Source organism: Acetohalobium arabaticum DSM 5501, from assembly GCF_000144695.1.
GTDB classification, from domain to species: domain Bacteria; phylum Bacillota; class Halanaerobiia; order Halobacteroidales; family Acetohalobiaceae; genus Acetohalobium; species Acetohalobium arabaticum.
The window spans coordinates 1,317,293-1,341,425 of record NC_014378.1 but is presented as its reverse complement, the minus strand read 5'-3'; the positions used below and the strand labels follow the sequence as shown (position 1 = coordinate 1,341,425).

At 33.9% G+C, this 24,133-nt stretch carries 22 protein-coding genes, 2 pseudogenes and 1 riboswitch; of the genes and pseudogenes, 17 read left to right on the top strand and 7 right to left on the bottom strand.

Translation table 11 applies throughout. The annotated features are described in order from the left end of the window. Positions 1-190 precede the first annotated feature (190 nt). Together acear_RS12135 and acear_RS12130 are read left to right on the top strand one after the other, a co-directional pair. Entirely contained in the window at positions 191-1,204 is a 1,014-nt protein-coding gene (locus tag acear_RS12135; RefSeq protein ID WP_013278222.1) for a hypothetical protein, read from the top strand. Between the two features lie 421 nt (positions 1,205-1,625). After that, positions 1,626-3,797 carry a sensor histidine kinase gene (locus tag acear_RS12130; protein WP_013278221.1) on the top strand — a complete coding sequence of 724 codons (2,172 nt, stop codon included), beginning with the start codon at positions 1,626-1,628 and terminating at the stop codon, positions 3,795-3,797. A 66-nt stretch (positions 3,798-3,863) separates the two neighbouring features. On the opposite strand, the gene acear_RS06515 is transcribed toward acear_RS12130, so the two are convergent. Further along, positions 3,864-5,102, bottom strand: a complete 1,239-nt coding sequence (locus acear_RS06515; RefSeq protein ID WP_013278220.1) for a diaminopimelate decarboxylase — start codon at positions 5,100-5,102, stop codon at positions 3,864-3,866. Then, positions 5,099-5,803: a TrmB family transcriptional regulator gene (locus tag acear_RS06510; RefSeq protein WP_013278219.1), complete on the bottom strand. Its 705-nt coding sequence runs from the start codon at positions 5,801-5,803 to the stop codon at positions 5,099-5,101. The genes acear_RS06515 and acear_RS06510 overlap by 4 nt, the downstream gene beginning before the upstream one ends. Before the next feature lie 236 nt (positions 5,804-6,039). Here acear_RS06510 and acear_RS06505 point away from each other — a divergent pair, with 236 nt between their 5' ends. From acear_RS06505 to acear_RS06480, 6 genes and pseudogenes are all read left to right on the top strand, one after another. Beyond that, the gene (locus acear_RS06505; RefSeq protein WP_041667311.1) at positions 6,040-7,005 is read left to right on the top strand and encodes a DUF3231 family protein; all 966 of its coding nucleotides are present in this window, start codon (positions 6,040-6,042) and stop codon (positions 7,003-7,005) included. A gap of 210 nt (positions 7,006-7,215) precedes the next feature. Further along, entirely contained in the window at positions 7,216-9,117 is a 1,902-nt protein-coding gene (gene htpG / locus acear_RS06500; RefSeq protein ID WP_013278217.1) for a molecular chaperone HtpG, read from the top strand. A gap of 76 nt (positions 9,118-9,193) precedes the next feature. After that, positions 9,194-9,376: pseudogene (locus acear_RS06495) on the top strand (NUDIX domain-containing protein); the annotation flags it as partial. A 48-nt stretch (positions 9,377-9,424) separates the two neighbouring features. Beyond that, positions 9,425-9,811, top strand: a complete 387-nt coding sequence (locus acear_RS06490) for an FMN-binding protein (RefSeq protein WP_013278215.1) — start codon at positions 9,425-9,427, stop codon at positions 9,809-9,811. 202 nt (positions 9,812-10,013) lie between these two features. Beyond that, a pseudogene (locus tag acear_RS06485) lies at positions 10,014-10,529 on the top strand (DUF2284 domain-containing protein); the annotation flags it as partial. A gap of 60 nt (positions 10,530-10,589) precedes the next feature. Continuing rightward, positions 10,590-11,261 (top strand): class I SAM-dependent methyltransferase, encoded by a 672-nt coding sequence (locus acear_RS06480; RefSeq protein WP_013278213.1) that lies wholly within the window; start codon positions 10,590-10,592, stop codon positions 11,259-11,261. A gap of 86 nt (positions 11,262-11,347) precedes the next feature. Here the strand turns inward: acear_RS06480 and acear_RS06475 are convergent, their stop codons facing one another. Continuing rightward, positions 11,348-12,115 carry a hypothetical protein gene (locus tag acear_RS06475; RefSeq protein WP_013278212.1) on the bottom strand — a complete coding sequence of 256 codons (768 nt, stop codon included), beginning with the start codon at positions 12,113-12,115 and terminating at the stop codon, positions 11,348-11,350. Between the two features lie 761 nt (positions 12,116-12,876). Between acear_RS06475 and msrB the strand changes: the two genes are divergently transcribed. Then, complete coding sequence (gene msrB, locus acear_RS06470; RefSeq protein WP_013278211.1) at positions 12,877-13,278, top strand: peptide-methionine (R)-S-oxide reductase MsrB; 402 nt, start codon at positions 12,877-12,879, stop codon at positions 13,276-13,278. Between the two features lie 18 nt (positions 13,279-13,296). On the opposite strand, the gene acear_RS06465 is transcribed toward msrB, so the two are convergent. Next, positions 13,297-13,989: a lipid-binding SYLF domain-containing protein gene (locus tag acear_RS06465; protein ID WP_013278210.1), complete on the bottom strand. Its 693-nt coding sequence runs from the start codon at positions 13,987-13,989 to the stop codon at positions 13,297-13,299. A 440-nt stretch (positions 13,990-14,429) separates the two neighbouring features. On the opposite strand from acear_RS06465, the gene acear_RS06460 reads away from it, so the two are divergent. After that, positions 14,430-15,731, top strand: coding sequence for an RNA-guided endonuclease InsQ/TnpB family protein (locus tag acear_RS06460; RefSeq protein ID WP_013278209.1), 1,302 nt, complete (start codon positions 14,430-14,432; stop codon positions 15,729-15,731). 136 nt (positions 15,732-15,867) lie between these two features. Here the strand turns inward: acear_RS06460 and acear_RS06455 are convergent, their stop codons facing one another. After that, entirely contained in the window at positions 15,868-16,362 is a 495-nt protein-coding gene (locus acear_RS06455) for a hypothetical protein (RefSeq protein WP_013278208.1), read from the bottom strand. Positions 16,363-16,486: 124 nt separating this feature from the next. Between acear_RS06455 and acear_RS06450 the strand changes: the two genes are divergently transcribed. Continuing rightward, positions 16,487-16,972, top strand: coding sequence for a flavodoxin family protein (locus acear_RS06450; protein WP_013278207.1), 486 nt, complete (start codon positions 16,487-16,489; stop codon positions 16,970-16,972). Between the two features lie 58 nt (positions 16,973-17,030). Then, positions 17,031-17,181: riboswitch (FMN riboswitch) on the top strand. A 65-nt stretch (positions 17,182-17,246) separates the two neighbouring features. Here the strand turns inward: acear_RS06450 and acear_RS06445 are convergent. Continuing rightward, complete coding sequence (locus acear_RS06445; protein ID WP_013278206.1) at positions 17,247-17,687, bottom strand: staygreen family protein; 441 nt, start codon at positions 17,685-17,687, stop codon at positions 17,247-17,249. Between the two features lie 198 nt (positions 17,688-17,885). Between acear_RS06445 and acear_RS06440 the strand changes: the two genes are divergently transcribed. Genes acear_RS06440 through acear_RS06420 form a run of 6 tightly spaced genes read left to right on the top strand, consistent with a single transcriptional unit; the run spans position 17,886 to position 23,543 of the window. Further along, entirely contained in the window at positions 17,886-20,360 is a 2,475-nt protein-coding gene (locus acear_RS06440) for a U32 family peptidase (protein WP_013278205.1), read from the top strand. Between the two features lie 30 nt (positions 20,361-20,390). Then, positions 20,391-21,521: a M48 family metalloprotease gene (locus acear_RS06435; RefSeq protein ID WP_013278204.1), complete on the top strand. Its 1,131-nt coding sequence runs from the start codon at positions 20,391-20,393 to the stop codon at positions 21,519-21,521. Positions 21,522-21,536: 15 nt separating this feature from the next. Beyond that, on the top strand, positions 21,537-22,322 hold the full coding sequence (locus tag acear_RS06430; protein WP_013278203.1) for a ribonuclease H family protein: 786 nt from the start codon (positions 21,537-21,539) through the stop codon (positions 22,320-22,322). A gap of 33 nt (positions 22,323-22,355) precedes the next feature. Then, the gene (locus acear_RS06425) at positions 22,356-22,598 is read left to right on the top strand and encodes a hypothetical protein (protein WP_013278202.1); all 243 of its coding nucleotides are present in this window, start codon (positions 22,356-22,358) and stop codon (positions 22,596-22,598) included. Between the two features lie 25 nt (positions 22,599-22,623). Then, positions 22,624-22,758 (top strand): hypothetical protein, encoded by a 135-nt coding sequence (locus acear_RS12945; protein WP_013278201.1) that lies wholly within the window; start codon positions 22,624-22,626, stop codon positions 22,756-22,758. A gap of 23 nt (positions 22,759-22,781) precedes the next feature. Then, positions 22,782-23,543 carry an epoxyqueuosine reductase gene (locus acear_RS06420; protein ID WP_013278200.1) on the top strand — a complete coding sequence of 254 codons (762 nt, stop codon included), beginning with the start codon at positions 22,782-22,784 and terminating at the stop codon, positions 23,541-23,543. Here the strand turns inward: acear_RS06420 and acear_RS06415 are convergent. Next, positions 23,512-24,099: a DUF2238 domain-containing protein gene (locus tag acear_RS06415; RefSeq protein WP_013278199.1), complete on the bottom strand. Its 588-nt coding sequence runs from the start codon at positions 24,097-24,099 to the stop codon at positions 23,512-23,514. The genes acear_RS06420 and acear_RS06415 overlap by 32 nt on opposite strands. Positions 24,100-24,133 lie beyond the last annotated feature (34 nt).

Below are 24,133 nucleotides of genomic sequence, written 5' to 3'. Positions count from 1 at the left end.
GAGAGTAAAAGTTAATGTCTATATTAACTGAAGGCTACAGGAAGAAGTGCAATGGAAAGCCGTATAGATGAAAACTCTACTTACGGAATTGGCGAGGGGAGGCTGGGGAGATAATATCAAACTTGTTTTCTGCTCTACACATAGGGACCTAAATAAATATTTTAAAGGACACGAAGGGGGTGAGAAAATAATGTCTTTAACTAGTTTTATAAAAAAAGCTGACATAAGAAAAAATATTGATAAAACTTTTAATAAACCTTCTTTTTCGCAAAGTAATATAGAAATGAAAGTAAAACCGCCAAAAGCATATAGTGGTAAAGATTATATGTTAATCGGAACTGCTTTTGATTATTTGTTTAGGTTTTATTTAAAGCATGAATATAAAGATAATGCAAAGGATTCTCATTGGATTGCTCATACTTCATTGTACCTTCTATCTAATAAAATTTCGAATATAGATATTTTATTCCCGCAAAATTTTTTGAAAGAAATGGGTATAGTAATACCAGATATGGAAGGATTCGAAGAAGTACCAGGAGTAGAAAATCATGGTGGATTTATTATATATGATAATATAGAATATGATAAGATTGATTTTGATAAAATAGTTAAATACATTATGGAGGGTGGAGAATTAACCTGTTCATCTAAAATTGAAAAGCAATTTAGAAGAACATTTAATGCAATTTTTAATGCAGAAAAAGTATACAATAAATATGTAAAAGATGGGAAAATGAATGAAGAAGTAATTAAAGCTATTATTGATTTAGCTAAAATAGATGATTATCTCCGAGGAAGAAAGTTCAATGAAACTTTAGGTGAATACAAAAAAGAATATATTGAGGATTTAAAAAATTTATATCATGCGATTCCAGAACAAAATAATCTAGCAAATAAAGTATACCTGAACCCTACATTTGGTAAGGGATCGAAATTAGTAAATGGAGCAGATGCTGATTTGATAATTAATGATACTTTAATTGATGTAAAGACAACTAAAAATTTAAACTTGACTGCTAAACAGTGGCGACAATTAGTTGGATATTTAACTTTAATTGATTTTCAAAATAAATTTTCTATTAATAAAGCAGGTATTTATTTTTCAAGATATGGATATTTTTATACTTTTGATGCTTGTAAAATTTATAATTCTGATGAATATGGAAAATTTAAAAAATGGTTTATAGATAAAGCAAAGTCTTAATTGTTTTGAATTAATTTTGGCTTTTGAATAGGTCCCTACGATCGCCTAACAGAGGCTTAGCGGTGCGTCCTGGCAGGACGTATGTTCTAGTGGGTGTAAATCCCATCAGGGTAAAGGTTAGCCACCAGCTCTGTATCGAGTCTTGGAGAGGTTAAGTAACGTAATCTTTTAAGCGTAGACAGAAAGTTAGCAAGGTAGAATCGATTGGATTAGTTTGCTAGTGGTGAATGGTATTGAGCTCCGAAAACCATGTACCTACAGAATTAAAGTTATCATAGTTGAAGAAGATTTAGGATATTAAATGCTTCTGTTATTATTAATTTAACCTTTAATACGGGAAATTTGTTATATTTAGAAGAAAATTTAATATTAAGGTTATTAAATGAAAAATAAATTAGATGAGGGAATGATAATCAGATAAATGAAGAAGTTGAATGTAGAATCAGATATCAGTAAATTAAAGTACCTTGTAATTATCTTTGGTCTAAGTATATTTTTTATTGCTCCTTATCTGTCACTGAGTCTACAGGGGATTAGTTGTATGATTTTAGTAGGATTAGGAGCTTATTTTGGCCATTTAAAGGGCGGGATTGTGGCAGCTTTTCTGTTAAGTCAGGGGTTAGTCTTTGGAGCTTTATTTAAGTATCAATCCTATCTTAGGGAAAGATTGAAAGAACAAAGTTTAGAATTAACTATGGAAAAGGATAAACTTAATAAAATATTATATACAACTATGGACGGTTTTTTAATTTTAAATACTGAAGGAGAAATTATTGAGGCTAATAAAAGTTATCAAGAGATGATAGGTTATTCACGGGAAGAATTATTGGAGATGACTATAGATGATATCGATATTACTAAAAATAAAGAAGAAGTGAAGGATCATATGGAAAGAATCATGACAGATGAACAGGATCGTTTTGAAACCAAATGTAGCTGTAAGAATGGTGAAGTTATAGATGTTGAGGTGAGTACTACTTATATTGATGATTTAGAAGAACCAATTTTCGTATCATTTGACCGTGATATAACTGAGAGAAAGAAAACGGAACAGACACTTAAGGAGAGTGAAGCAAAGTTTAGAAGTTATATTGATAATGCCCCCTATGGAGTATTTGTAATTAATAGTCGAGGGGAATATATTGAAGTAAATGAAGCTGCTTGTGAACTTAGCGGTTATTCTAAAGAAGAACTTTTGAATATGTCTATTGAAGATGTGACTGTAGATAGGCAGAAAGCTAAAAGACATTTAGTTCAGCTGTTAGAAGTTGGTGAATTAAGTCTTGAAATTATGCTTCTTAAAAAGGATGGCAGTAAATTTCATGCTAATATCAATGCGGTAAAAGCATCTGAAAATCGGTTGCTGGGTTTTGTTGAAGATATTACTGCCCGCAAAGAAGCTGAAGAGAAAGTTAAAGAAGAAAGAGATAAGCTTCAAAAGTATTTTGATATCACAGAAGTAATTGTTGTTAATTTAGATCGAACTGGTAAGGTGGAATTACTCAATAGAAAAGGCTGTGAAATTTTAGGAGTGAAGGAAGAAGAAGTATTAGGACATGATTGGACCGAAAACTTTGTAAAAGAAGAAGATTCTGCGGAGACTAAGCAAATAATTAATTCCTTACTAGAGGGAGAAATAATTAATGATAAGAATAGGATTATCACTAAATCTGGAGAGGAAAGAAAAATTTTATGGCATAATGCTGTACTGAAGGATGAACAGAGTCAGATGAATAAAATTTTAAGTACGGGAATAGATATTACAGAAGTGGAATCATTAAAAGAAAAAGTAGCCTACAATAAACTAAAAATGGAGTTTTTTGCTAATATCTCACATGAATTCAGAACGCCGTTAAATTTGATTTTTTCTGCTCAACAGATGTTAGAGATGTATCAAAAGAAATTAGAGCCGGAACAGAGCAGTAAGATGGGAAAATATACAACAATCATTAAACAGAATGGTCGTCGGCTCCTCAGATTAGCCAATAATTTAATTGATATTACTAAGATGGATTCTGGTTCTTTTGAACTTGAATTAGAGAATTGTAATATAGTAAGTCTGGTTAGAAAAGTTGCTTGTTCGGTGGCAGAGCATATTGAATATAAGGAATTGGAATTTGAATTTGATTCTGAAATTGAGGAAAAGATAATAGCCTGTGATCCTTTTAATATTGAACGAGTTATCTTAAATTTACTTTCTAATGCTGTGAAGTTTACAGATATTGGTGATAAAGTATCAGTTAATATTTATACTGAAGAAGGCAAAGTGTTAATTTCCGTTAAAGATACGGGCATTGGTATTTCTCAAGAAAAGCAGGAGCTAATCTTTAAACGATTTGGTCAAGCCGATAAATCGTTTACTAGAAGTAATGAAGGAACTGGAATCGGATTATCTATTGTAAAATCAATTGTTGAACTCCATAATGGCCAGATAAGTGTAGAGAGTGAGGAAGGTGTAGGAAGTGAATTTATTATAGAACTGTCAGATAGGAAATTGGCTGAAGGAAGCAGTTTTCAGACCAATGATAGATATAATTCTCAAGAGATTATTGACCGTATAGATGTAGAATTTGCCGATATTTATGATCTGTAGACAAAGAATAAAGCTTAAAATATGAGATTGAAAAAAGAGGGCTTTTAAAAGCCCTCTCATTAATATTTATATATCTAATGTTGCAAAATAATCGTCAGGTGTTTCTGCCCGGCGGATAAGTTTAGTTGATCCATCTTCTTGTAAGAGAACTTCGGCAGAACGGAGTTTACCGTTATAATTATAGCCCATGGCATAGCCGTGAGCACCAGTATCATGAATGACAAGTAGATCACCTTTATCTACCTTGGGCAGCATTCGATCTATTGCAAATTTATCGTTATTCTCACATAAACCACCAGTAACATCATACTTATGATCATGTGGTTGATCTTCTTTACCCATTACTGAAATATGGTGATAGGCACCGTACATAGCAGGGCGCATCAGATCAGCAGCACAGGCATCCAACCCGACATAATCTTTATAGATATGCTTTTTATGGATAGCAGTAGTAACCAGGCAGCCGTAAGGACCCAACATAAATCTACCTAATTCAGTAAAGATAGCTACATCATCCAGGCCAGCCGGGACGAGTATCTCTTCATATGCCTCGCGTACTCCTTCGCCGATAGCCATTATATCAGCAGGCTCTTCCTCTGGTCGATAAGGAATACCAATTCCACCTGAGAGATTGATAAATCCAATCTCGGCACCTGTCTCTTTATTTAATTTAACAGCAGTTTCAAATAATATTCTCGCTAGGGCAGGATAGTATTCATCGGCTGTTGTATTACTGGCCAAGAAGGCATGGAGCCCAAACTCTTTGGCACCTTTATCCTGCAGCTTTTTAAATCCTTCTACTAACTGTGGATAGGTAAACCCGTACTTTGCTTCGGCAGGATTATCCATAATATCATTATCACTTTTGAAGTTATTACCTGGATTATAGCGGCAGCTAATTCTTTCTGGAATGCCTGCTACTTCTTCTAAAAAGTCAATATGTGTTATATCATCGAGATTGATAATAGCATCGAGCTTACTAGCCAGTTCATAATCCTCTTTTGGAGTAACATTTGAAGAAAACATGATATCATCGCCGCTAAAACCAACCTTATCTGACATCATAAGTTCAGTAAGTGAAGAACAGTCAACACCGCAGCCTTCTTCCTGTAATATCTTCAAGATTGTTGGATTGGGTGTAGCCTTGACAGCAAAGTATTCCTTAAATCCATCATTCCAGGCAAAGGCTTCGTTCAGTTTGCGTGCATTTTCTCTGATCCCTTGTTCATCGTATAGATGGAAAGGAGTAGGATATTCTTCAGTTATCTCTTTTAATTCTTCTAGACTTACAAATGGCTTCTTCATTCTAAATCATCTCCTTCAGTTAATTTAATTAGCTTTATTTCATTCCTTAATGATTCTTTGAATAGATTTACTAGATTCTCTTTTTTAGAGTAAAGACAGGTAGAGTTATTTTCATTTATGATTTCTCCTGTCAGTACTTCGACTGAGTCAACAATTAATCTTATCTGGTCTTCTTTCCTTTCAGTCTGATAGATTACTGCATCATTAAGCTCAAGCGGTAGTTGGGTTATGATTACAACTTTAAGCTCTCTTGCAAGGGCATCCTCTAGATAGGGTAGTACTGTCTTTAATATATCATCAGAAGAGGAAATATAGATCCGCTTTTCGGCTTGTTTAATCATATTCTTTATCTTATTTAATATATTCTTTCTGCCCTTGATAGTAATATATCCTCCATCTTCTTCCTGGCGCTGGGGCATATTTTCTATTAGTTGTTTTTTTATCTCTTTCAGTTCTCTAATTTTATTGCTGCAGAATTCATCAATAGCTGCAGGAGTGTACTGTTTTGCCTTATCTTCAATTAAATAGGCAGCTCCTTTATCGACTAGATTGGCCAGGTTTGTATAGACGCTTGACCGTGATATTCCTGTCTCTTTGGCTACTTCATATCCTGTCATAGGACCATTAACTGTCAGTGATAGATATATAGCTGCTTCCTGTCTTGTTAGGTTGAAGTAAGTAAGTAGCTCTTTTAGATCCATGAAGGAACCTCCAGAACTTCATTGGGTTTTAGTGTTTCTTTATAGCAACACTATATAATATTTAGTTGATTATTGCAAGGAAATTTTGATTAAAATCTTTATTTGCTGATTTAATAGAAAGGATATAGTTTGGAATGAATAATATTTATTTAATGAATACAAAATAAATAGTAAAATTGTCCATCTTAAGAACTTATATTTTAGATTATATAGATTTAATAATGTTCATAGAAGGAGTGGTAGCAATTATCTTTTCATTTTTTAAAAAAGACCAAAAACTAAGTGTTTTGGAAGCACACTCTTTATGGAACTTGTTATCATCTAAATATCATATAATAAATAATGTTCAGTTATGGCATACTTATGCCCACGATAAGGATTTAAAGAAGTTAATGAAAGAATTTTTGGAAGATCTAGATGAACATACGGAGCAGTTAGAAAAAGAATTAGAAAGATATTCAATAGAAGCTCCACCTAGAGCCAAACATCATGCACATGGAGATGTTAATTCGCAGATGTTATGTGATGAAATTATAGGTAAAGACTACTTCACATTTTTACAGAGAATGGTCGAGTTAGTTCTTTTTTCGATACAGTACTCATATTTTAATGATGATCTTTACAAATTTTTTCAAGATTTTGCTAAACATGCTATTGAACAAACCGATAGGATTCTAAAATATCTAAAAACCAAAGGATGGATTGACATTCCTCCTAATTATTTAAATGTTCCTGAAGATGTAGATGAGAAACTGGGTAGTATAGAAGCTTTTCATTTATGGACACATACACATTATCGCTATGTAAATATTGAGGAAACTTTAAGGTGGAAAGAACATGTACATGATGCTGAATTTAAAAAGATCTTAGAAAGAGGATTAAAAAAATTAAATGAACAAGTTGAAGTGTTAGAAAAGGAACTTGAGCACTTTGGGCTTCCAGTACCCAAAGGACCTCCTAATGTAGTAAAGACTAATGATAAAGCAACTCATAAAGATGAATACATTTTTAAATCTTTATTTATTGGACTTCAATGGGCTGGTACTTTACATGCTAAAGCTTTCCAACAATGCATTACAAACGATAGAATTAGAGAACTCTTTAAAGATTATTTATATGAAGAACTGGATATGTTACAACAGATAAGTAAATATGGTAAACTCAAAGGATGGTTGCCGACACCGCCTAAATATATTGAATGAACTAGAAAAAATAAAATTTAATTCTTCTATAGTCAATTAGAAATTAGTTTAGAGGAACTAGGCAGGGAATTTAAGTTAATTGAGATTACTTACATTTTTAAGAGAGGATATAACACAAAAGCCAGATACCATTTGACAACAGATGCTAGATAATGCTAAAATATATGCTGGACAAAGAGTAATAATTCATTATAGAGGAGGGAGCAATCAATGACAGCAGAAGAAAAGAAGTTTCAGACTGAGACTCAGAAGATACTGGATCTGATGATTAATTCTATCTATACCAATCAGGAGATCTTTTTGCGAGAGCTAATTGCTAATGCTTCCGATGCAATTGATAAAGTTAAATTCCAATCACTGACAGAGTCCGATATTTTAGAAGGGGACTCTGATTTTGAGATCTGGTTGGATGTAGATGAAGAGAATGATGTATTTACTATTAAAGATAATGGAATCGGTATGACTTATGATGAAGTTGTCGAGAATATTGGAACTATTGCCCAGTCTGGTTCTCAGGATTTTCTACAGAAGCTACAGGAAAGACAGGCCGCTGCAGACGATGAGGCTCTGGATTTAATCGGTCAGTTTGGAGTCGGCTTCTATTCTTCCTTTATGGTAGCCGATAAGGTGACGCTAATTACTCGCGCACCTAAAGAAGATAAAGGAGTTAAGTGGGAATCAACAGGTGACGGTACATATACTATCGAAGAAGTAGACAAGCCTAAGCGGGGAACTACAATCAAGCTGCAGTTAAGGGATGAATTTACTGCTGATGGTGAGGAGCTAGATATAACTAATCGGCGGAATATAGAGCGATTGGTCCAGAAGCATTCTAATTATGTAGCCTATCCTATTAAGATGAAATGTTATGAAGAGGATGATGAAGGCGAAGTAACAGAACAGATCAAGACTTTGAATGATATGAAGCCGCTCTGGATTAGAAATAAGAGCGATATTGAAGAGGAAGACTACAATGAATTTTATAAGGAAGTCTTTACTGACTGGGCTGATCCATTAGAAGTGATTCACAGCAAAGTGGAAGGCTTAGTTAAGTATTCTACTTTATTATTTATTCCTCAACAGGCGCCGTCTAATATCTTTTCTGATGACTTTGATCAAGGGCTGAGGTTATATTCCAAAAATAACTTTGTGATGGATAACTGTTCGAAGCTGCTGCCTGATTACTTACGATTTGTCCGCGGATTAGTGGATTCGCCTGACTTTACCCTTAATCTGTCTCGCCAGGTATTACAGGATGACAAGCAGTTAAAGATAATCAGTAAAAACTTAAAGAAGAAAGTATTAAAGCGGTTAAAGAGTATGCTTGGTGATGATCGTGAAAAGTATAAAGAGTTCTGGAATGAGTTTGGCCAGCTGATCAAAGGCGGCATTAATATGACGCATGGTAAAGAACAGGATAAATTAGTTGAGTTACTCATCTTTCCCTCTTCTCATTCTGACAGTGAGATGACTACTTTAGCTGAATATGTTGAGCGCATGCCGGAGGATCAGGATGTTATCTATTATGTGACCGGTGAAGATGAAACAACAGTAGAAAAGCTGCCTCAGATGGAGCTTCTGCAGGAGAAAGGACTGGAAGTGCTCTACTTCTTTGATGAAGTTGATGAGTTTGTAATCAATAATTTACAAGAGTATGATGACATAGAATTTAAATCCGTTCTCCGTGGCGATTTAGATTTGGATGATGCTGATGATGATATTGATGCTGATGAAGATGAAGTAGAAGAACTGCTAGAAGATATCAAGGGACATTTAGATGATAAAGTTAGTGATGTCCGCTTAAGTAAGCGATTAAAGTCCAGTGCTGTCTGTTTGGTTAGCGGAGATGTTGGACTTAGTATGTCCATGGAGAAGGTCTTAGAAAAGATGGATCAGAATATGGGCCAGGCCCAGCGGATTTTAGAGATTAATCCTCAGCATGAGCTGTTCTCTAAATTGAAAGAGATTCATACTACGGAAGGTAATTCAGATCGATTAGCCGAATATAGTGAATTACTATATTCTCTAGCTTCCTTAGTAGAAGGATTTACTCCGGAAGATCCGGTTGAGTTTAGTGATAAAATTACAGAATTAATGGTTGAAGCTAAGTGAATTTGATTACAAAATTAGTAGATTAATATCTGGGCCTTAATTGGCCCATTTTCTAATTAAATGAGGAGGAAATGTAATGAAATATCCTGAACCTACTGTTGGAGCTGTTATTTTTAATCCTGATGACGAAATACTTCTCTGCAAATCTAATAAATGGGATAATAAATATGTGATTCCCGGCGGCCATATTGAGTTGGGGGAAAGAATGGAAAAGGCCTTAATAAGAGAAATTAAAGAGGAAAAAGGAAAATTAATATTTTTATCGAATAATTAATCTAGTTCTTTAATGGAATTGAGGTGCAGAAAAATGAAGAGGATTAAATTAAAGAAGTTAATTTATTTATCTTTAGCTGTAGTAATTATTTTAGCTACAATAGGATATAGAGGATATATGAGAAAAGTAAGAAACATAGAGATCAATGATGTAAACCTTACAGAGATCGAAGCTGGTGAGTATGTTGGCGAATATGCTACTAAACTTGGATCAGCAAAGGTTAAGGTAACGGTCAAAGATCACCAGATAATTAGAGTTGATATTTTAGAGCATAATCATGTACAAGGCAAAAAAGCGGAGAAAGTTATTTATTCAGTTATTGAAGAGCAGACACCAAATGTAGATGCCATTGCTGGAGCAACTGGGAGCAGTAAGGTAGTCTGTAAGGCTATAGAGAATGCATTATCTAATCAGAAATAGTTTATATGAAAAGAGTATCAATGTATTTAAAAGAAACTGCTATAGCAAGTGTGCTCATTATCGATAAGTAGGTAAAAAGTTTGGAGAATTGTTAAACGTTGTAGCTTATCAAAAGATAATAGATAATTAGTGGAATTATATGGATGATTTTATTATTTTAAATTTAATGAGGTGGAATATTGTGAGTGAAAATTTTAATTGTCTTGTAAATAAGGCACTTGAATTAGGAGTAGAAGAAGCAAAGATAATAGGCACAGAGACAATTTTTGTTGGGCATTGGGTGCAATGGAAATGTCAATATGGTTGTTCACTTTATGATGAAGATGCATCTCATCGTCCGGGGGCTCCAGATGTTGAGGAAATGGAGAAGATGTTAAAAGAATATAATAAAGCATTGTTAATTCATGGTTTTAAAGGTCCTTTACTTTCAGAGTTAGCTGTGAAACTTGAACATGAAGCTATTAAGCAAGGATATTATAAAGCTTTTGTTTTAATATCTCTTCCATTTTCTAATAGCGGTTCTACATGACAGTCTGAAGAAGGAGAGACTCAGGATGAGTCTCAGTTAAATGAAGAGGAAGAAGCTAGTATTAGACCTATGATGGAAGCATGTGGTATAGATGTTTTCAAAACTGTGAGAGCTAATGGATTTGAGATTGCTACTACAAAAGAAACTCATGGTAGATGGAATTATTTTGCACTTGTTCTCTTAGAATAGTTTATATTTTGCAGATTGTTAGATAAAGAGAAAGTAATATTTTTAAGGAGGAAAAAAATAATGAAGAAAAATACAAATGTAGATAAGGAAATTTTAAATAAACAAAATCAACATTGGGAAAATACGTTTACTAAAAAGTCAGATATGTTTGGAACAGAACCAAGTATACCAGCACAAAAAGCGACAAAGATTTTCAAAAAAGAAGGAAAAAAGGAACTTCTTGAACTTGGAGGTGGGCAAGGACGAGATACTATCTTTTTTGCCCAAAATGGTTTCCAAGTTACTGTATTAGATTACTGTGAGACTGGAGTTGAAACAATTAAGCAAAAGGCTCAAAAAATGGGGTTATCAGAATCAATTACTGCGATTTGTCATGATGTTAGAAAACCACTTCCTTTTGATGATGAATCTTTTGATTGTTGTTATTCACATATGCTTTACTGTATGGCCCTTACTACTTCTGAATTAGAGTTTCTTTCAGATGAAATTAGACGAGTATTAAAATTAGGAGGCCTTAATGTTTATACAGTTAGAAACACAAATGACCCTGACTATGGAACAGGCATTCATAGAGGAGAAGATATATATGAAGTTGGTGAGTTTGTTATTCATTTCTTTGATAAAGAAAAAGTTGATCATTTAGCAAAAGGATTTGAAATAATTAATATCGATGAATTTGAAGAAGGTGGACTTCCTAGAAGATTATTTCGAGTAACACTTAAGAAGGAATAAATTATTAAAATATCACTGGACCTAAGTAAAGAATTAGGTCCAGTGATATAATCTGTGCAGTTAATCTGTTCAGTCTTGGTTCTGGATTATAGGTCAATATTTATTTGAACAGATAGATGAAACTCTGTTTCTTGTTGTCTTCTCTTCCTTAGCTTATGATAGAATATTCTGGGATTAAGAGGACGTCCTCTTCCTCTTTTTCTAATCCTTTCACCAGTTCTTTTATTTTTATAATGATATGTATATCGATAAGAGGGATACTTTACCTGTAAGGTTTCTTTAATCCCTAATCTTTTATTTGTATAGTGATAATTGTATTTATTATGTTTTATTTCAATCTTTTCCTTGACTTTTGAGCGTTTATTTCTATATTTATATTCATATTTATTATGTTTGACTTCTAATTTTTCTTCTACTACACCTCTGCGTGCTGCTTCATATCTCTTCTTTCCAACTGGAAGAAAAAGCTGTTTTGAAGTTGGTGGATGGCGAAAAGTTATAATTTCATCTTCAAACATAATAGGAGGTAAGCCGAAATACCAAGTAATCTTATCCCAGTCTTCTTTATGCTTAAGTATAAACTGGATTTCTTTATTACCTATAGGACGATTTGAAACAGAATGGAGATAGAACACCAGACTTAATTCTTCTGGTTCCAGATTAAAGTTATTAAAGTGCTTAAGTTTCTCTTTTTTAATATTAAAGATTTCTTCCATAACTTCTGGATTCCCAGAATTAGAATGGGGATGTTTTTTCTTGTGTTTATGTTTTGGTTTTTTGGGTTTGGCCATTGTTACAGAAGTAAAGGAAAGAATTATAAGTGAAAGCACTAAACATAATGCAATTTTTTTCATAAATTTCACCACTCTTTTTATTTATAAAGTATGCATTTACACTGTAATTATATCAAATAATGATTTAAAATGGTATGGAAAATATTACTGAACAGCGGAGCCTGGAGCAAGAAAGAGATGGAAAATTGGATAGGAAAATAAGATTAATAGTTCATTAAAAAATTTAAATTTTAATGTATAATTTCTAGTTAATCGGATACTATAATAATGAAAGAAGTCAGCAGTGGTCGAGGGAAGATTGATTAATCGAGCAACGGCTGCTATAGGTCAATATAAGATCTATAGTAGCCAGCGTGTAGACCAGCATAGGTTCTCAAAGGGTCTACAATTTAGCCCGAAGAGGTTATTGCCGGGCTCATCAGGGATCTATGTTGGTTGCCCTAAGAAGATGATAGGGTCTGTAGAGATCAGATTAGGCAGTCGAGAGACTGCTTCTGGTCTCAAGAGCGACTCTATCATCTTCAAGCAAAGGTTACTGTAGACTCGGAACGGATCTATAGTAGTCGAGAGATTGCTGTAGGTTCCCTAGGAGTCTGCAGTAGCTGGAGCGTAGATCACTGCTGGCTTTTTTTATTTTAGATATATGACTAACATATAGTAGTCATATAAATTACAATTAATAGGATGGATATCTCTTTTAAACAGAAGAGAGTAATATTGAAAATATTAGAAAGGATCTACAGAGTATATTATAGTGATATAAATGTAAGAAATGAATTTATCATAAGGCTTCTGGATAGAATATTAAGGGAGGTTTAGCTTTGAAAGATAATAAGATAGAAAAGTCAAAGGCAGAATGGGAAAAGATTCTAACTGATGACGAATATAGAGTTTTAAGAGAGCAGGGAACGGAACCAGCTTTTGATAATGAATTCTATGATAATTTTAAAGATGGAATCTATCTCTGTGCCGGCTGCGGCAATGAACTTTTTAGTGCTGAAGATAAATTTAAGTCGGGAACAGGCTGGCCTAGTTATACTAAACCCATTGATGAAGAAGCAGTAGAAACAAGCATAGATAAGAGTTTATTACAGACTAGAGTAGAGGTTCACTGTAATAGATGTGGCGGTCATTTAGGCCATATTTTTGAGGATGGGCCTGAACCTACTGGTTTGAGATACTGTATTAATTCTACTGCTTTGAATTTTAAGGAAGAGAAATAAAAAAGCTGCAGAATCTTTTTAATCTGCAGCTGCAGCAAGCTCTTCAATAGTATTGATTAAGGGAGTAATTCTTTGGTCATAAGCTCTTTTAGTAAAAATTTCATCAGAGATTAGAGATTTTCCCCAGTAAGATTTATTTTCTTCTTTATCTTTACTTACTTTGGCTCCTTCAAGAGAAGCACCAGCAAATGCTCCCTTGCTCATTGAATAGCTGTAGATAGCTGCTTCTAGATTGATATCTGTTGCTGCTTCTGTAGAACGGCCAACAGGACCAGCAGCTACTGAAAGTCCTCCTCCAAGGGTTAGATTATCTTTTTTAAAGTTGCTTAAACCGCGTTCATTAGTTATGACCAAAACTAGACCTATGGACTGCACACCAATCTGGAATCCATAGGAGAGTCCTTTCATTTCGATAAAGTAAGGTCCGTACCAGTTATTATTATCACGTTTTAATAGTAATCCTTCGCCATAGCGTCCTCCGAACATAAAGCCGCCTTTTATAACTTTAGGAAAGATAACGACTCCCTTTGCTTCTTTAAGTAAATAAGCTAAAGAATCTGCATCTTTTTGATCAGAGATTTCTTTTAATATTTGAGTAGCTTCTTCAATTCTATCGTTTGGAACGACATTATCAGCTTTGACTGTATTAACACCTAGTGAGATAGTTAAAACTAAACAAATAATCAGAATCCATAATTTATTAGTTTTCATTTTTATCCCTCATTTTCTTAAGTAAATTCTATTTCTTACTAAGTGATTTTATTTATGTAGTCTCCTCTTATTATAAAACTAAAATCTTTAATTGTCAAAACTACTAATCAGAAAGGAGTAAGAGATGTTTTATTTATTGCTGATTATTACATTTTTAGGATAAATAGTAAAGAACCCACCCTTATTTATATGGGTGATGAATTTACTACCTATTCTTTGATCCAATATCAAAGAATAGGTTATTTTTTATTCAATACATAAACTATATGTAATCTCTTTAACCATTTATATATTTGATATTTAAAAGCATATATGATATACTATATGTGGAAGGTGATAACAACTGTAAGCAATATCTTACAAGATACGGTTAAGCAATATATTGAAAATCAAAAATCTAAATAATAATATTTGCATAATATTGGAAGGAGGTGGACTAATTGAAGTTAGCTAAACATTTTATCCATAAACCTAATCAAACTCAACAAGTTGTATTAGGTTGTTTAGCTTATGCCAATGCTAGATTATATAATATCGGTAATTATCAACGTAAAGATTGGTCTAAAGATAGTGCTAAAAATTATCCTGATTGGTATAAACAAAAGAAGCAGTTAAAAGATAACTTTTGGTATAAAAACTTACCCTCTCAGACAGCACAGGAAACACTTAAAATTTTAGCTGATAATTGGGATAGCTTTTATCAAAGTATGGAAGATTATCAAGATAATCCTGATAAATATAACGGTAAACCTAATCCACCTAACTATAAACCTAAAGACAGCAAATTTAACTTACGTTATCTCAATAATGGTTTTAAAATTATTGATGGTAAGTTAAGATTATCTATTCCTAAACAGTTAAAAAAGTATCTAAAAGAGGAATACTCTATTACCAACAAATTCTTATGGATAAGAGTGCCTAATGAGCTGTTATCCAGTAATAGAGATGTCCTTAACTCAACTACTAGAATTGAGTTTAAACCTTTAAGCGATGATACTTATAAGGTAATCTTAACTTATAAAGTAGATACTCCTACTATTAAAGAAGATGACGGTAATTATTTAAGTATTGATCTAGGCATTAATAATCTAATGACTTGCTACAGCAATCAAAATCAAGAAAGCTTTATTATTGATGGCGGACAGTATTTAGCTATTAATCGTTACTTCGATAAAAAGATTAAACATTATCAATCAATTTTGAATGGTCAAGGTAAAAAGACTTCTAAACGTATCCAAAATCTATATAAAAAGCGACGCAAACAATTATTTCACCTAATCCATAGTGCAACTAAAAAAGTTGTTAATTACTGTGTTGAAAATAATATATCTAGAGTAATCGTTGGTGATATAAAAAATATTCGTGATGATGCTGATTTAGGGAAACAGAATAATCAAAAACTCCATAAACTACCTTTTGATATTATCTATCACCAGCTAGAGTATAAACTTAATTTACAAGGGATTACTTTAATCAAGAAGAGTGAAAAATATACCAGCCAATGCAGCCCTTACAGTAAAAAAGTAACTAAGAAATATGCTAATAAATCTAACCGAGTTAAAAGAGGGCTTTATATTGATAAAGATAACAATCAAGCTTTTAATGCCGACAGCATAGGTGCATTTAATATCTTACGCAAATACTTACAGCAGCGACGTAAAGGGCCAGATATTACTCTGCAGGTAAAAGGGTTATCAAATCCGGTTAAATATAACTGGAATAATCATCAATTTGCAGCTTAAAAGTACCTCCAAGTCCAGTATTAACTGGATAGGAGTATTGGTGTTGAACACGCCGATTGGGTAACTTGCTTGATATTACGGGTAACTCCCATAAAAGCAGGCGACCATGAAGCTCGGTATTTCAATGCCGAGTAGTTCACTTATCATTATCTTTTAGATTAAGCATGTCTTTTTTAGTTCCTATATCTTCAACTCCATTCATCAATTTGAGTAGATATAGAAGAAAGATATGGCTGAATACAGCAAACATTAATGTTAGAGATAGACTCCAATTGGTCATTGCAAAGACTCCTGCTTGGTTAGCAAAGTAATTAGTAAATGTGGTCCATGAAACAAAGAAGGTTATGACATAAACCTGATATTTAGAATAATTAATGAGAAAATATCCATAGAGTAAAGTTACTCCAAACCAGCTTATTACGAAGAAGAAAGGGATATCATAGATAGTAAGGAATGTTGGTGTATAACGCCAGAGATTAAGAATCTGGACTGCAGTATATTGGACTATCCAGGTATAGATAAAGCCGCCTAAAAAACCAAAGGGGAATAACCGTTTAATATATTTATATGGCACAATGAATAAAGTTAAACTCCAGTAAGCTGTACTTTGAATTAACCAGTAATAATCCATTTTATCTCCTTTCTTTATGCTTTAGATTTATGTTATCCAACGCTTTAAATTTATATTCTTGGTATTATTTAAAATGTTGGTATATGGAAGTGAATTATAAATTAATCTACAGGAGGTAATATTAATGAAATTAGCTGTTTTGTATCATAGTGAAACAGGAAACACAGAAAGAGTCGCCGAGATAGTTGCCCAAGGAGCCAATGAAGTTGATAATGTTGAAGCCAAAACTATGGGGATTGAGGAGCTTGATGATGAATTTGTAGAGGAAGCTGAAGCAGTTATCTTCGGTACTCCTACTTATCTAGCTAACTTTTCCTGGCAGACAAAGAAGTGGTTTGATACAGAGATGGATTATGATCTAAGCGGAAAGTTAGGAGCTGTATTTGCAACGGAGAATTATTTAGGTGGTGGAGCAGATATGGCTTTGTTGACTATGATCGGTCATATGTTAGTCAGGGGAATGGTTATCTATTCTGGAGGTGCAGCAGAAGGTAAGCCTTATACTCATTATGGTGCTGTCTGTATTCAAGATGGTGATGAAGATCAACAGGAACGAGCTGAGATTTTTGGTGAGCGAGTTGCTTCTAAAGCATTAGAATTGTTTGCTTAATAAAATTTTGAAGATTATTGGGTAAAGTTATGTTTTTCACTTGTCATTAATTTAATAGTTAACTCTTCAGGGTATGGTGAGGAGATTTAGATTAAATCTCTAATTCCACAGACCGATGGTTATAGTCCACGAGCCAATGCTTAAATGCTGGAGGCTGAGCTGATGAAATTTCAACACCGACGGTAGAGTCCGGAAGAAAGAAGAGGAATAATGATATTAACAAGACCCTGAAATATTTCAGGGTCTTTAATTTTAAATCCTATTTTTTACGTTGTTATTTATAATCAGAGAAGGATCCCCAGTATTCTGTGCGATTATATTCGGAATAGACTGACCTAAAGTAAATATATATTGATGCTTTATCTAAATCAGGATGAGTTTGAAAGAGCTTTCTATCTCCATAGCGAATTGCTTTTAGAGCGAGAGGCAGTTCTTGAATGAAGATTCTATTCCGTCTATCTACTTCTTCTCGGTTATTACCACCTACATAAACTGTTGCCTGAAAGATATAATTAGTATCATAATTCCATTCTCCTATAACTTCATCCCGCGTGGGATTAATCATGTCATAGGCATACTCATATCCGATAGTTAAGAATAGCTCTCCTGTTTCATCAGAATGGGTTAATGTATATCGTCTTGGAATAACTGGATTGGTAGGAGTTATTCCTTGACGGTATTCAACAGATAATTTATCAGGATTGAATTTACTCATTAGATATAAGCCACCTTTCTATAGTTTTAGTATGTTTTATAATATGCCAGGATACATTTAACTGTGAGAAGATGAAACGGAGATAAGATAAACTATAAATTCGATTGCAATTGGTTTAAAAATGGAATAAAATGAAGAATGGTACTTATAATACTAATTGGTAATGCTAAATAGTAGAAAGGAGTTAATAATTGAATCATGTATGATTATCAAATAGATAAACCAGAATTGCTGGCGCCAGTCGGTAATCGCAAAAGTCTATATGCTGCTGTACAGAATGGCTGTGATGCTATTTATCTAGGAGGAAAGTCTTTTAATGCCCGCAAGCGGGCTGAAAATTTTAGTATAGAAGAATTAAAAGAAGTTTTTGAATATGCCCATATCCGAGGGGTTAGAGTTTATGTAACTGTCAATACTTTATATAAAGATCAAGAGATAAAAGAGGTATTAGAATTTATAGAACAGATCTATAGATATGGAGTGGATGGAGTTATTATTCAGGATCTGGGAGCAGCTAGGTTGATAAATGAAGCTATCCCTGATTTAGAATTACATGCCAGCACACAGATGACTGTTCATAATCTAGAGGGAGCTAAATACTTAGAGGAGTTAGGTTTTTCACGGGTTATACTGGCCCGAGAATTATCATTAGCAGAGATAGAAGAGATTATAGAAGGAACTCAGTTAGAAGTGGAAACCTTTGTCCATGGGGCATTATGCATTTCTTATTCAGGACAGTGTTTAATGAGCAGTCTGATTGGAGGGCGGAGCGGCAACCGCGGCCGCTGTGCTCAACCCTGTCGGCTGCCGTATACTTTAATTGATCTTGATACTAGAGAAATTATTGAAAAAGAGTTTGCTGAGAGCCATCTGCTCAGTCCTAAGGATATTAATACATTAGAGATTTTACCTAACTTAATAGATGCTGGTATTGCTTCTTTTAAGATAGAAGGGAGAATGAAACGGCCGGAGTATACTGCTTTAGTAACTGAGAAGTACCACAGATATATTGATGATTATGTAGAGAATAGAGAAAAGAATTATGAAGTAAATGAAGATGATTTAGAAGAGATAACTCAAATTTTTAACCGCGGTGGGTTTATTCCTGGCTATTATTTAGGGAAAGATGATTTAGATTTAATCAGCCATCAGCGCCCAAAGAACTGGGGAGTTAAAATAGGTGAGGTTATTGAATATGATAATCGAAGTGGAGAATGTAAGATTAAGTTAAATAAAGAGCTTGATGTAGGCGATGGAATTGAGATCTGGACTGGAGAGGATAAGAATCCAGGAGCTATTCTGTCGGAATTTGAAGAGATTAGTGAAGATATAATTAAAATTGAGATTGATGGTAGGATTAGAGCCGGTGACTCTGTCTACCGCACATCGGATGAAGAGTTATTAACAAGATTACAAAAGACTTATCAATTACCTGATACTATCAAGAAGATAGAGATTTTCGGCCACTTAACGGCTAAGTTAGGAGAACCAATGGAACTTAAGGTCTGGGAAGATGCAGGCCATTATCTATCAGTGACTGGAGACTTTGTATGTGAAGAAGCAGAGAATCAGCCGGTTACTGAAGATGACCTGCGCGAACAGTTAAATAAATTAGGCAATACTCCTTATGAGTTTGGCAGTCTAGAGTTAGATATCGATGATAATCTATTTATACCTATTTCTAAGATAAATGAGTTACGCCGCAGAGCGGTCGAAGAGTTGAATCTAAAGAGAAGTAAGCAGTTTTTATCTTCTGAACGCAGTGGTAGAATAAATCAGAAAGATTTTGGGCTAGAGACTGCTGAGAGAAAAGAGAAAGTGGAATTAACTGTTTATCTTAAAGAAATTGATTATTTAGAGGATATATTAGAGGTAGGAGTAGATAGAGTCTATTGTGACAGTCAACAGTTGGAACTAGATCAAGTTGATGATTGGGTTCAGCAAGCTAGAGATTATGATACTGAATTCTTTATTAAGCTGCCTCAGATTGCCCGTCAGGATAGAATGAAAGAAGTCAAAGAAAAGATTGATAGCTTAGAAGAGAGTCAGGTCGATGGCTATCTTGTACCACAACTGGGGATAGCTTATTTACTACAAGGGACAGAAAAGAAGTTAATTGCTGATTATCCGTTGAATATCTTTAATAGTTACAGCGTTAGTCACTGGCAGCTAGAAGAGTATAAGGGTGTAGTACTGTCTCCGGAGCTTACTTTAAATGAGATCAAAGATTTGACTGAATATAATAATATTGATAAGGAGATTATTGTTTATGGACATCTGCCGATGATGATTACTGAATACTGTCCCATCGGCGGTGTAGTGACTGAATTTAATTCTGAACGGTGCTGTAATCAGGAGTGTCTGCAAGGAGATTATGGATTATTGGATCGGAAAGGAATGGCAGCACCGATTGAAACTGATCCTGATAATTGTATTGTTACTATCTATAACAGTCAGCCGCTTTATGTACTTGATTACCTATCGGAGATTATGCAATCAGGCTGCCAGAGCTATCGTCTTGACTTTGTTAGAGAGGATAAAGAGGAGGCGATTGAGATTCTTCAGGCCTATCGAGCTAAATTTGATAATAGGGATTTTGATTCTCCTACTTTAAAGAATAGAATGAATCAGAAAGGTTATACTACAGGTCATTTTTATCGTGGAGTGAAGTAATAATAGTTTAGAGAGGAAGGGATAATCAAAATGGAAGAACTGTATGACCCCAAGCGGCGGAGATTGGCTAAAGAATATAATAGAATCAAAGATCGTTATAATAAGTATGAAATAGTCTTGAGGGTTCTTTTCTGGGGAATATTTTTTGGACTTTCTCTGGAAGTAAGGCTTTATCACTTTATAGCTGATATGATTGGTAATTTTGATCTGAAATTAATTGGCTTTCTGTTAGGAATTACTTTTCTGTATTCAATCTATAACTGGATTTTTGATTATCTGCTCAGCTACAGGTTGAATCGAACCTATGAGCTTTCTAATCAGACACCAAAAGAATGGCTGATTGATAAAGTAAAGGTATTTATCTTAACTAATTTCTTTTTATATATAGCAGGTCGGGTGTTCTTGACTATTACTATCTGGTATCCTGATAGATGGTGGCTGCCTTTTAGTATAGGAGGAATATTCTTTATTCTAGTAATTAATTTTGTTTTTCCTGTTGTTTTATTACCGCTCTTTTTTGAGTTAACGCCTTATCCTGAGTCTTCTCTACGGGAGAGATTGATGGAGCTTTTTGCTCGAGCAGGCGTTGAAGTAGCCGATATCTATGAATTCAACCTAAGTTCAAAGATGAATTCAGCCAATGCGGCAGTAATAGGCATGGGAAAGACTAGAAAGATCATTTTAGGCGATAATCTGCAAGATAGATATACAAATGATGAAATTGAAGCAGTATTGGCCCATGAAGTTGGACATCATGCCAATGGAGATATGTTTGAATTATTGGCTGTAGAAGCTTTGAGTCTGCTAATTACTGTCTTTTTAGTTTCAAAATTCTGGCAGCCGTTAACTGGATTATTTGGTTATATGGAAGCATATAGTATTATAAGTTTACCGCTCTTCTTTTTAATGTTGGGAATTTTGAATTGGTTGATAAGTCCTTTAGAGTTAATCTTTAGCCGTCAGACTGAAAGAAAGGCTGATAATTTTGCCTTGGAACTGATTGATAATCCACATGATTTAGCTACAGCCTTTGCTAAGTTAGCAGATGATAGTCTAGCCAAACTGGAATATAACTGGTATGAGCTTTTATTTAAGGCTTCTCATCCTCCAATTAATGAAAGAGTAGAAAAAGCATTATATTGGAGCGATAGAGGAAATTAAAACGGGGTGGAAAGGATGGAAATGCTTGTCTTTGGAATGGAGATAATATCCCAACTAGGAGATGACTATAAAATTAAAGTATCACAAAAAGATAAGAGTGCTTCCTTTTGGTTTAATCCGGAAAGTAAGGAATTAAGATTCTGTGGGGATAATAAGCTAAGTAGTTTATTAAAGGAAAAGGAGTATCAGTTAAGAAAGATGCTCCATACTAAAAGGATGGATACCTACTATGTAGGATTTGAGCTTAAATTCTGTCTGAGAACTAAAAAAGATGTTTCTGGGTTCAATGATAAGGAAAGATTAATGGTAGTTGATAAGAGGGAAGCGGAAATAGAGAGTTATACGCGGGAGAATTATGAATCTAATAGAATACCCAAGGTATATACTGATGGTAGTTTTTTAGAGGAGTTGGATAATGGAGCCTATGCTGTAATTATTAAAGATGAAGCTGGAGAATATGAATATTATACAGAAAGAGTAGATGTTAAGAATAGTAACTTAATAGAGTTATTGGCTGCTATTAAAGGAGTAGAACTATTAGAGAATCGTGAAAGAATAAGGATAGTTACTGATAGTCAATATGTAAGGAAGGGCTTAGCTGAATGGATAATTAACTGGCGACTAAATGATTGGCAGACGGTAAATGGAGAGCAGGTTAAGCATATTGACTACTGGAAGAAGTTTGATGAATTAACGAAAGGAAAGTATATCGAACTGGAATGGGTTAAGGCTCATGCAGATCATTTTGAAAATGAGTTATGTGATATTATGGCTAGGGAGACTGCAGAAAATGATTTATAAAATTAAATTGTTATAGATTAGGGAAGTGATTTCATGTTTGCTGATTTATTTGGTAAGATGGAACGGATAATTAATTTTTTTCAGGAAGTAATTCTTAATAACTTAGCTACAGGTACTGGCCAGACTTTAATCAATGTCTTAGAGAGATATGTTCATGATATTAATCAGCTAGGAGTTATTAGTTTTGCTTCACTGGTGGTAATTATTATCTTTATGCTGGCTAGAATAGAAAAGACATTTTGCTGGGGGAATTGGAAATTCACTGCCGCTAGATGATATTTCGATCTGGAGAATACTTCAGGTGCAGATTTTTAATCATCAAGTAGGAATAGAGGATATTTTTGCCAATAGTGAAGTGGAAAAGGTGTATAATTTAATTAAGGAGAATATGAAATCAGAATTAAAAGAATTAACTATTGCTGATTTATTGGATTAAGTTAATTTTAGGGGGGGACTGTAATGATAAAAGAATTAATTACAAAAGTTATTAAGAAAACAGTAAGTAATAGTGATACTAAGACTGAGTATCGCCAGCCGCTTGTTGGGTTTGCAGATGCTGATGATAATGATTTCAAGAAGTTAGAGGAGGTAATCGCTGCAGAACATAAATTACCTAGTGATATTTTGTCTGGAGCTGAGACTGTTATATCTTTTTTTATCCCCTTTGCCAGGGAAGTAATAGAAGCAAACCAGCACCAAAAGGAATGTGCCTTGAAGTGGGGGATTGCTTATCATGAGACTAATGAATTAATTAGTAAAATCTGTTTTAAACTACAGAAAAAATTGGCTAAAGAAAGCATAGAAGTTGGCTGGCAGAGTGCTACTCATAATTTTGATGAAGAAAGATTAATTAGCTTCTGGTCGCATCGGAGTATAGCTAAAATCTGCGGTTTAGGAGATTTTGGTCTAAATCGGATGTTGATTACTGAGCAGGGAAGTGCTGGAAGATACGGTAGTTTAGTAATGGATCAGTATGTAACTCCTTCAGCTGAATTTAAGGAGACTCCCTGTCTATATTATCGCGATGGTAGTTGTGGTGTCTGTGTTGATCGCTGTCCGAAAGGAGCATTGACGAAAGAGAGATTCGATAGACATTTATGTTATGAAGTTTTATTAAAGAATAATGAAATATTCCAAGCAAAACTCAAAGAGTATGATGGTTCCTTTGATGTTTGTGGTAAGTGCCAGATTACTCCTTGTGCTTTTGGGATTCCCGAATAAGGTCTGTGTTAGCCAGATGAACAGCGGCAATTACAGCTCCAACTATATTGGCAATCATATCCAAATTAGTATCGATAAGTCCGGTTTGGGCTGGAATCTTTGGAGTAAAGATTATATCAATTAAGAATTTAATAATTTCGAAAAGTGTCCCTAAGCTGATTCCGAGTAGAACAATCAAGATAAGTTCTCGATTCTTTGCCAATGAAGGCTTGGAGACTGTTTTATTTAGTAATGAATAGGTAAAGAGCGTGAAGCTGTATGTGCCAAAGATATGTAATATAATATCAAAGTAAAAAAACTTAGTATAGAAGTTTAGATATTGTCCAAACTGCATATGGCTGATTAAGGTTAGGATTATGAGTCCTCTGATGTAATTACTTAAATGCAAATTATATTTCAGTTCAATAAAGGTATAGCTGATAAAAAAAGCAGTAATAATAAATAATTCAAAAGTATGATCCTGCTTTATGTCTTTGGCCATATCTATTAATGTTAAAGTTTGGATCATTAAAAAAGCAATAGTGAGAATTATCATTGTTTTTTTCTGTTTTGTCAATCTAATACCTCCCATATTTAATATAACTCAGTTA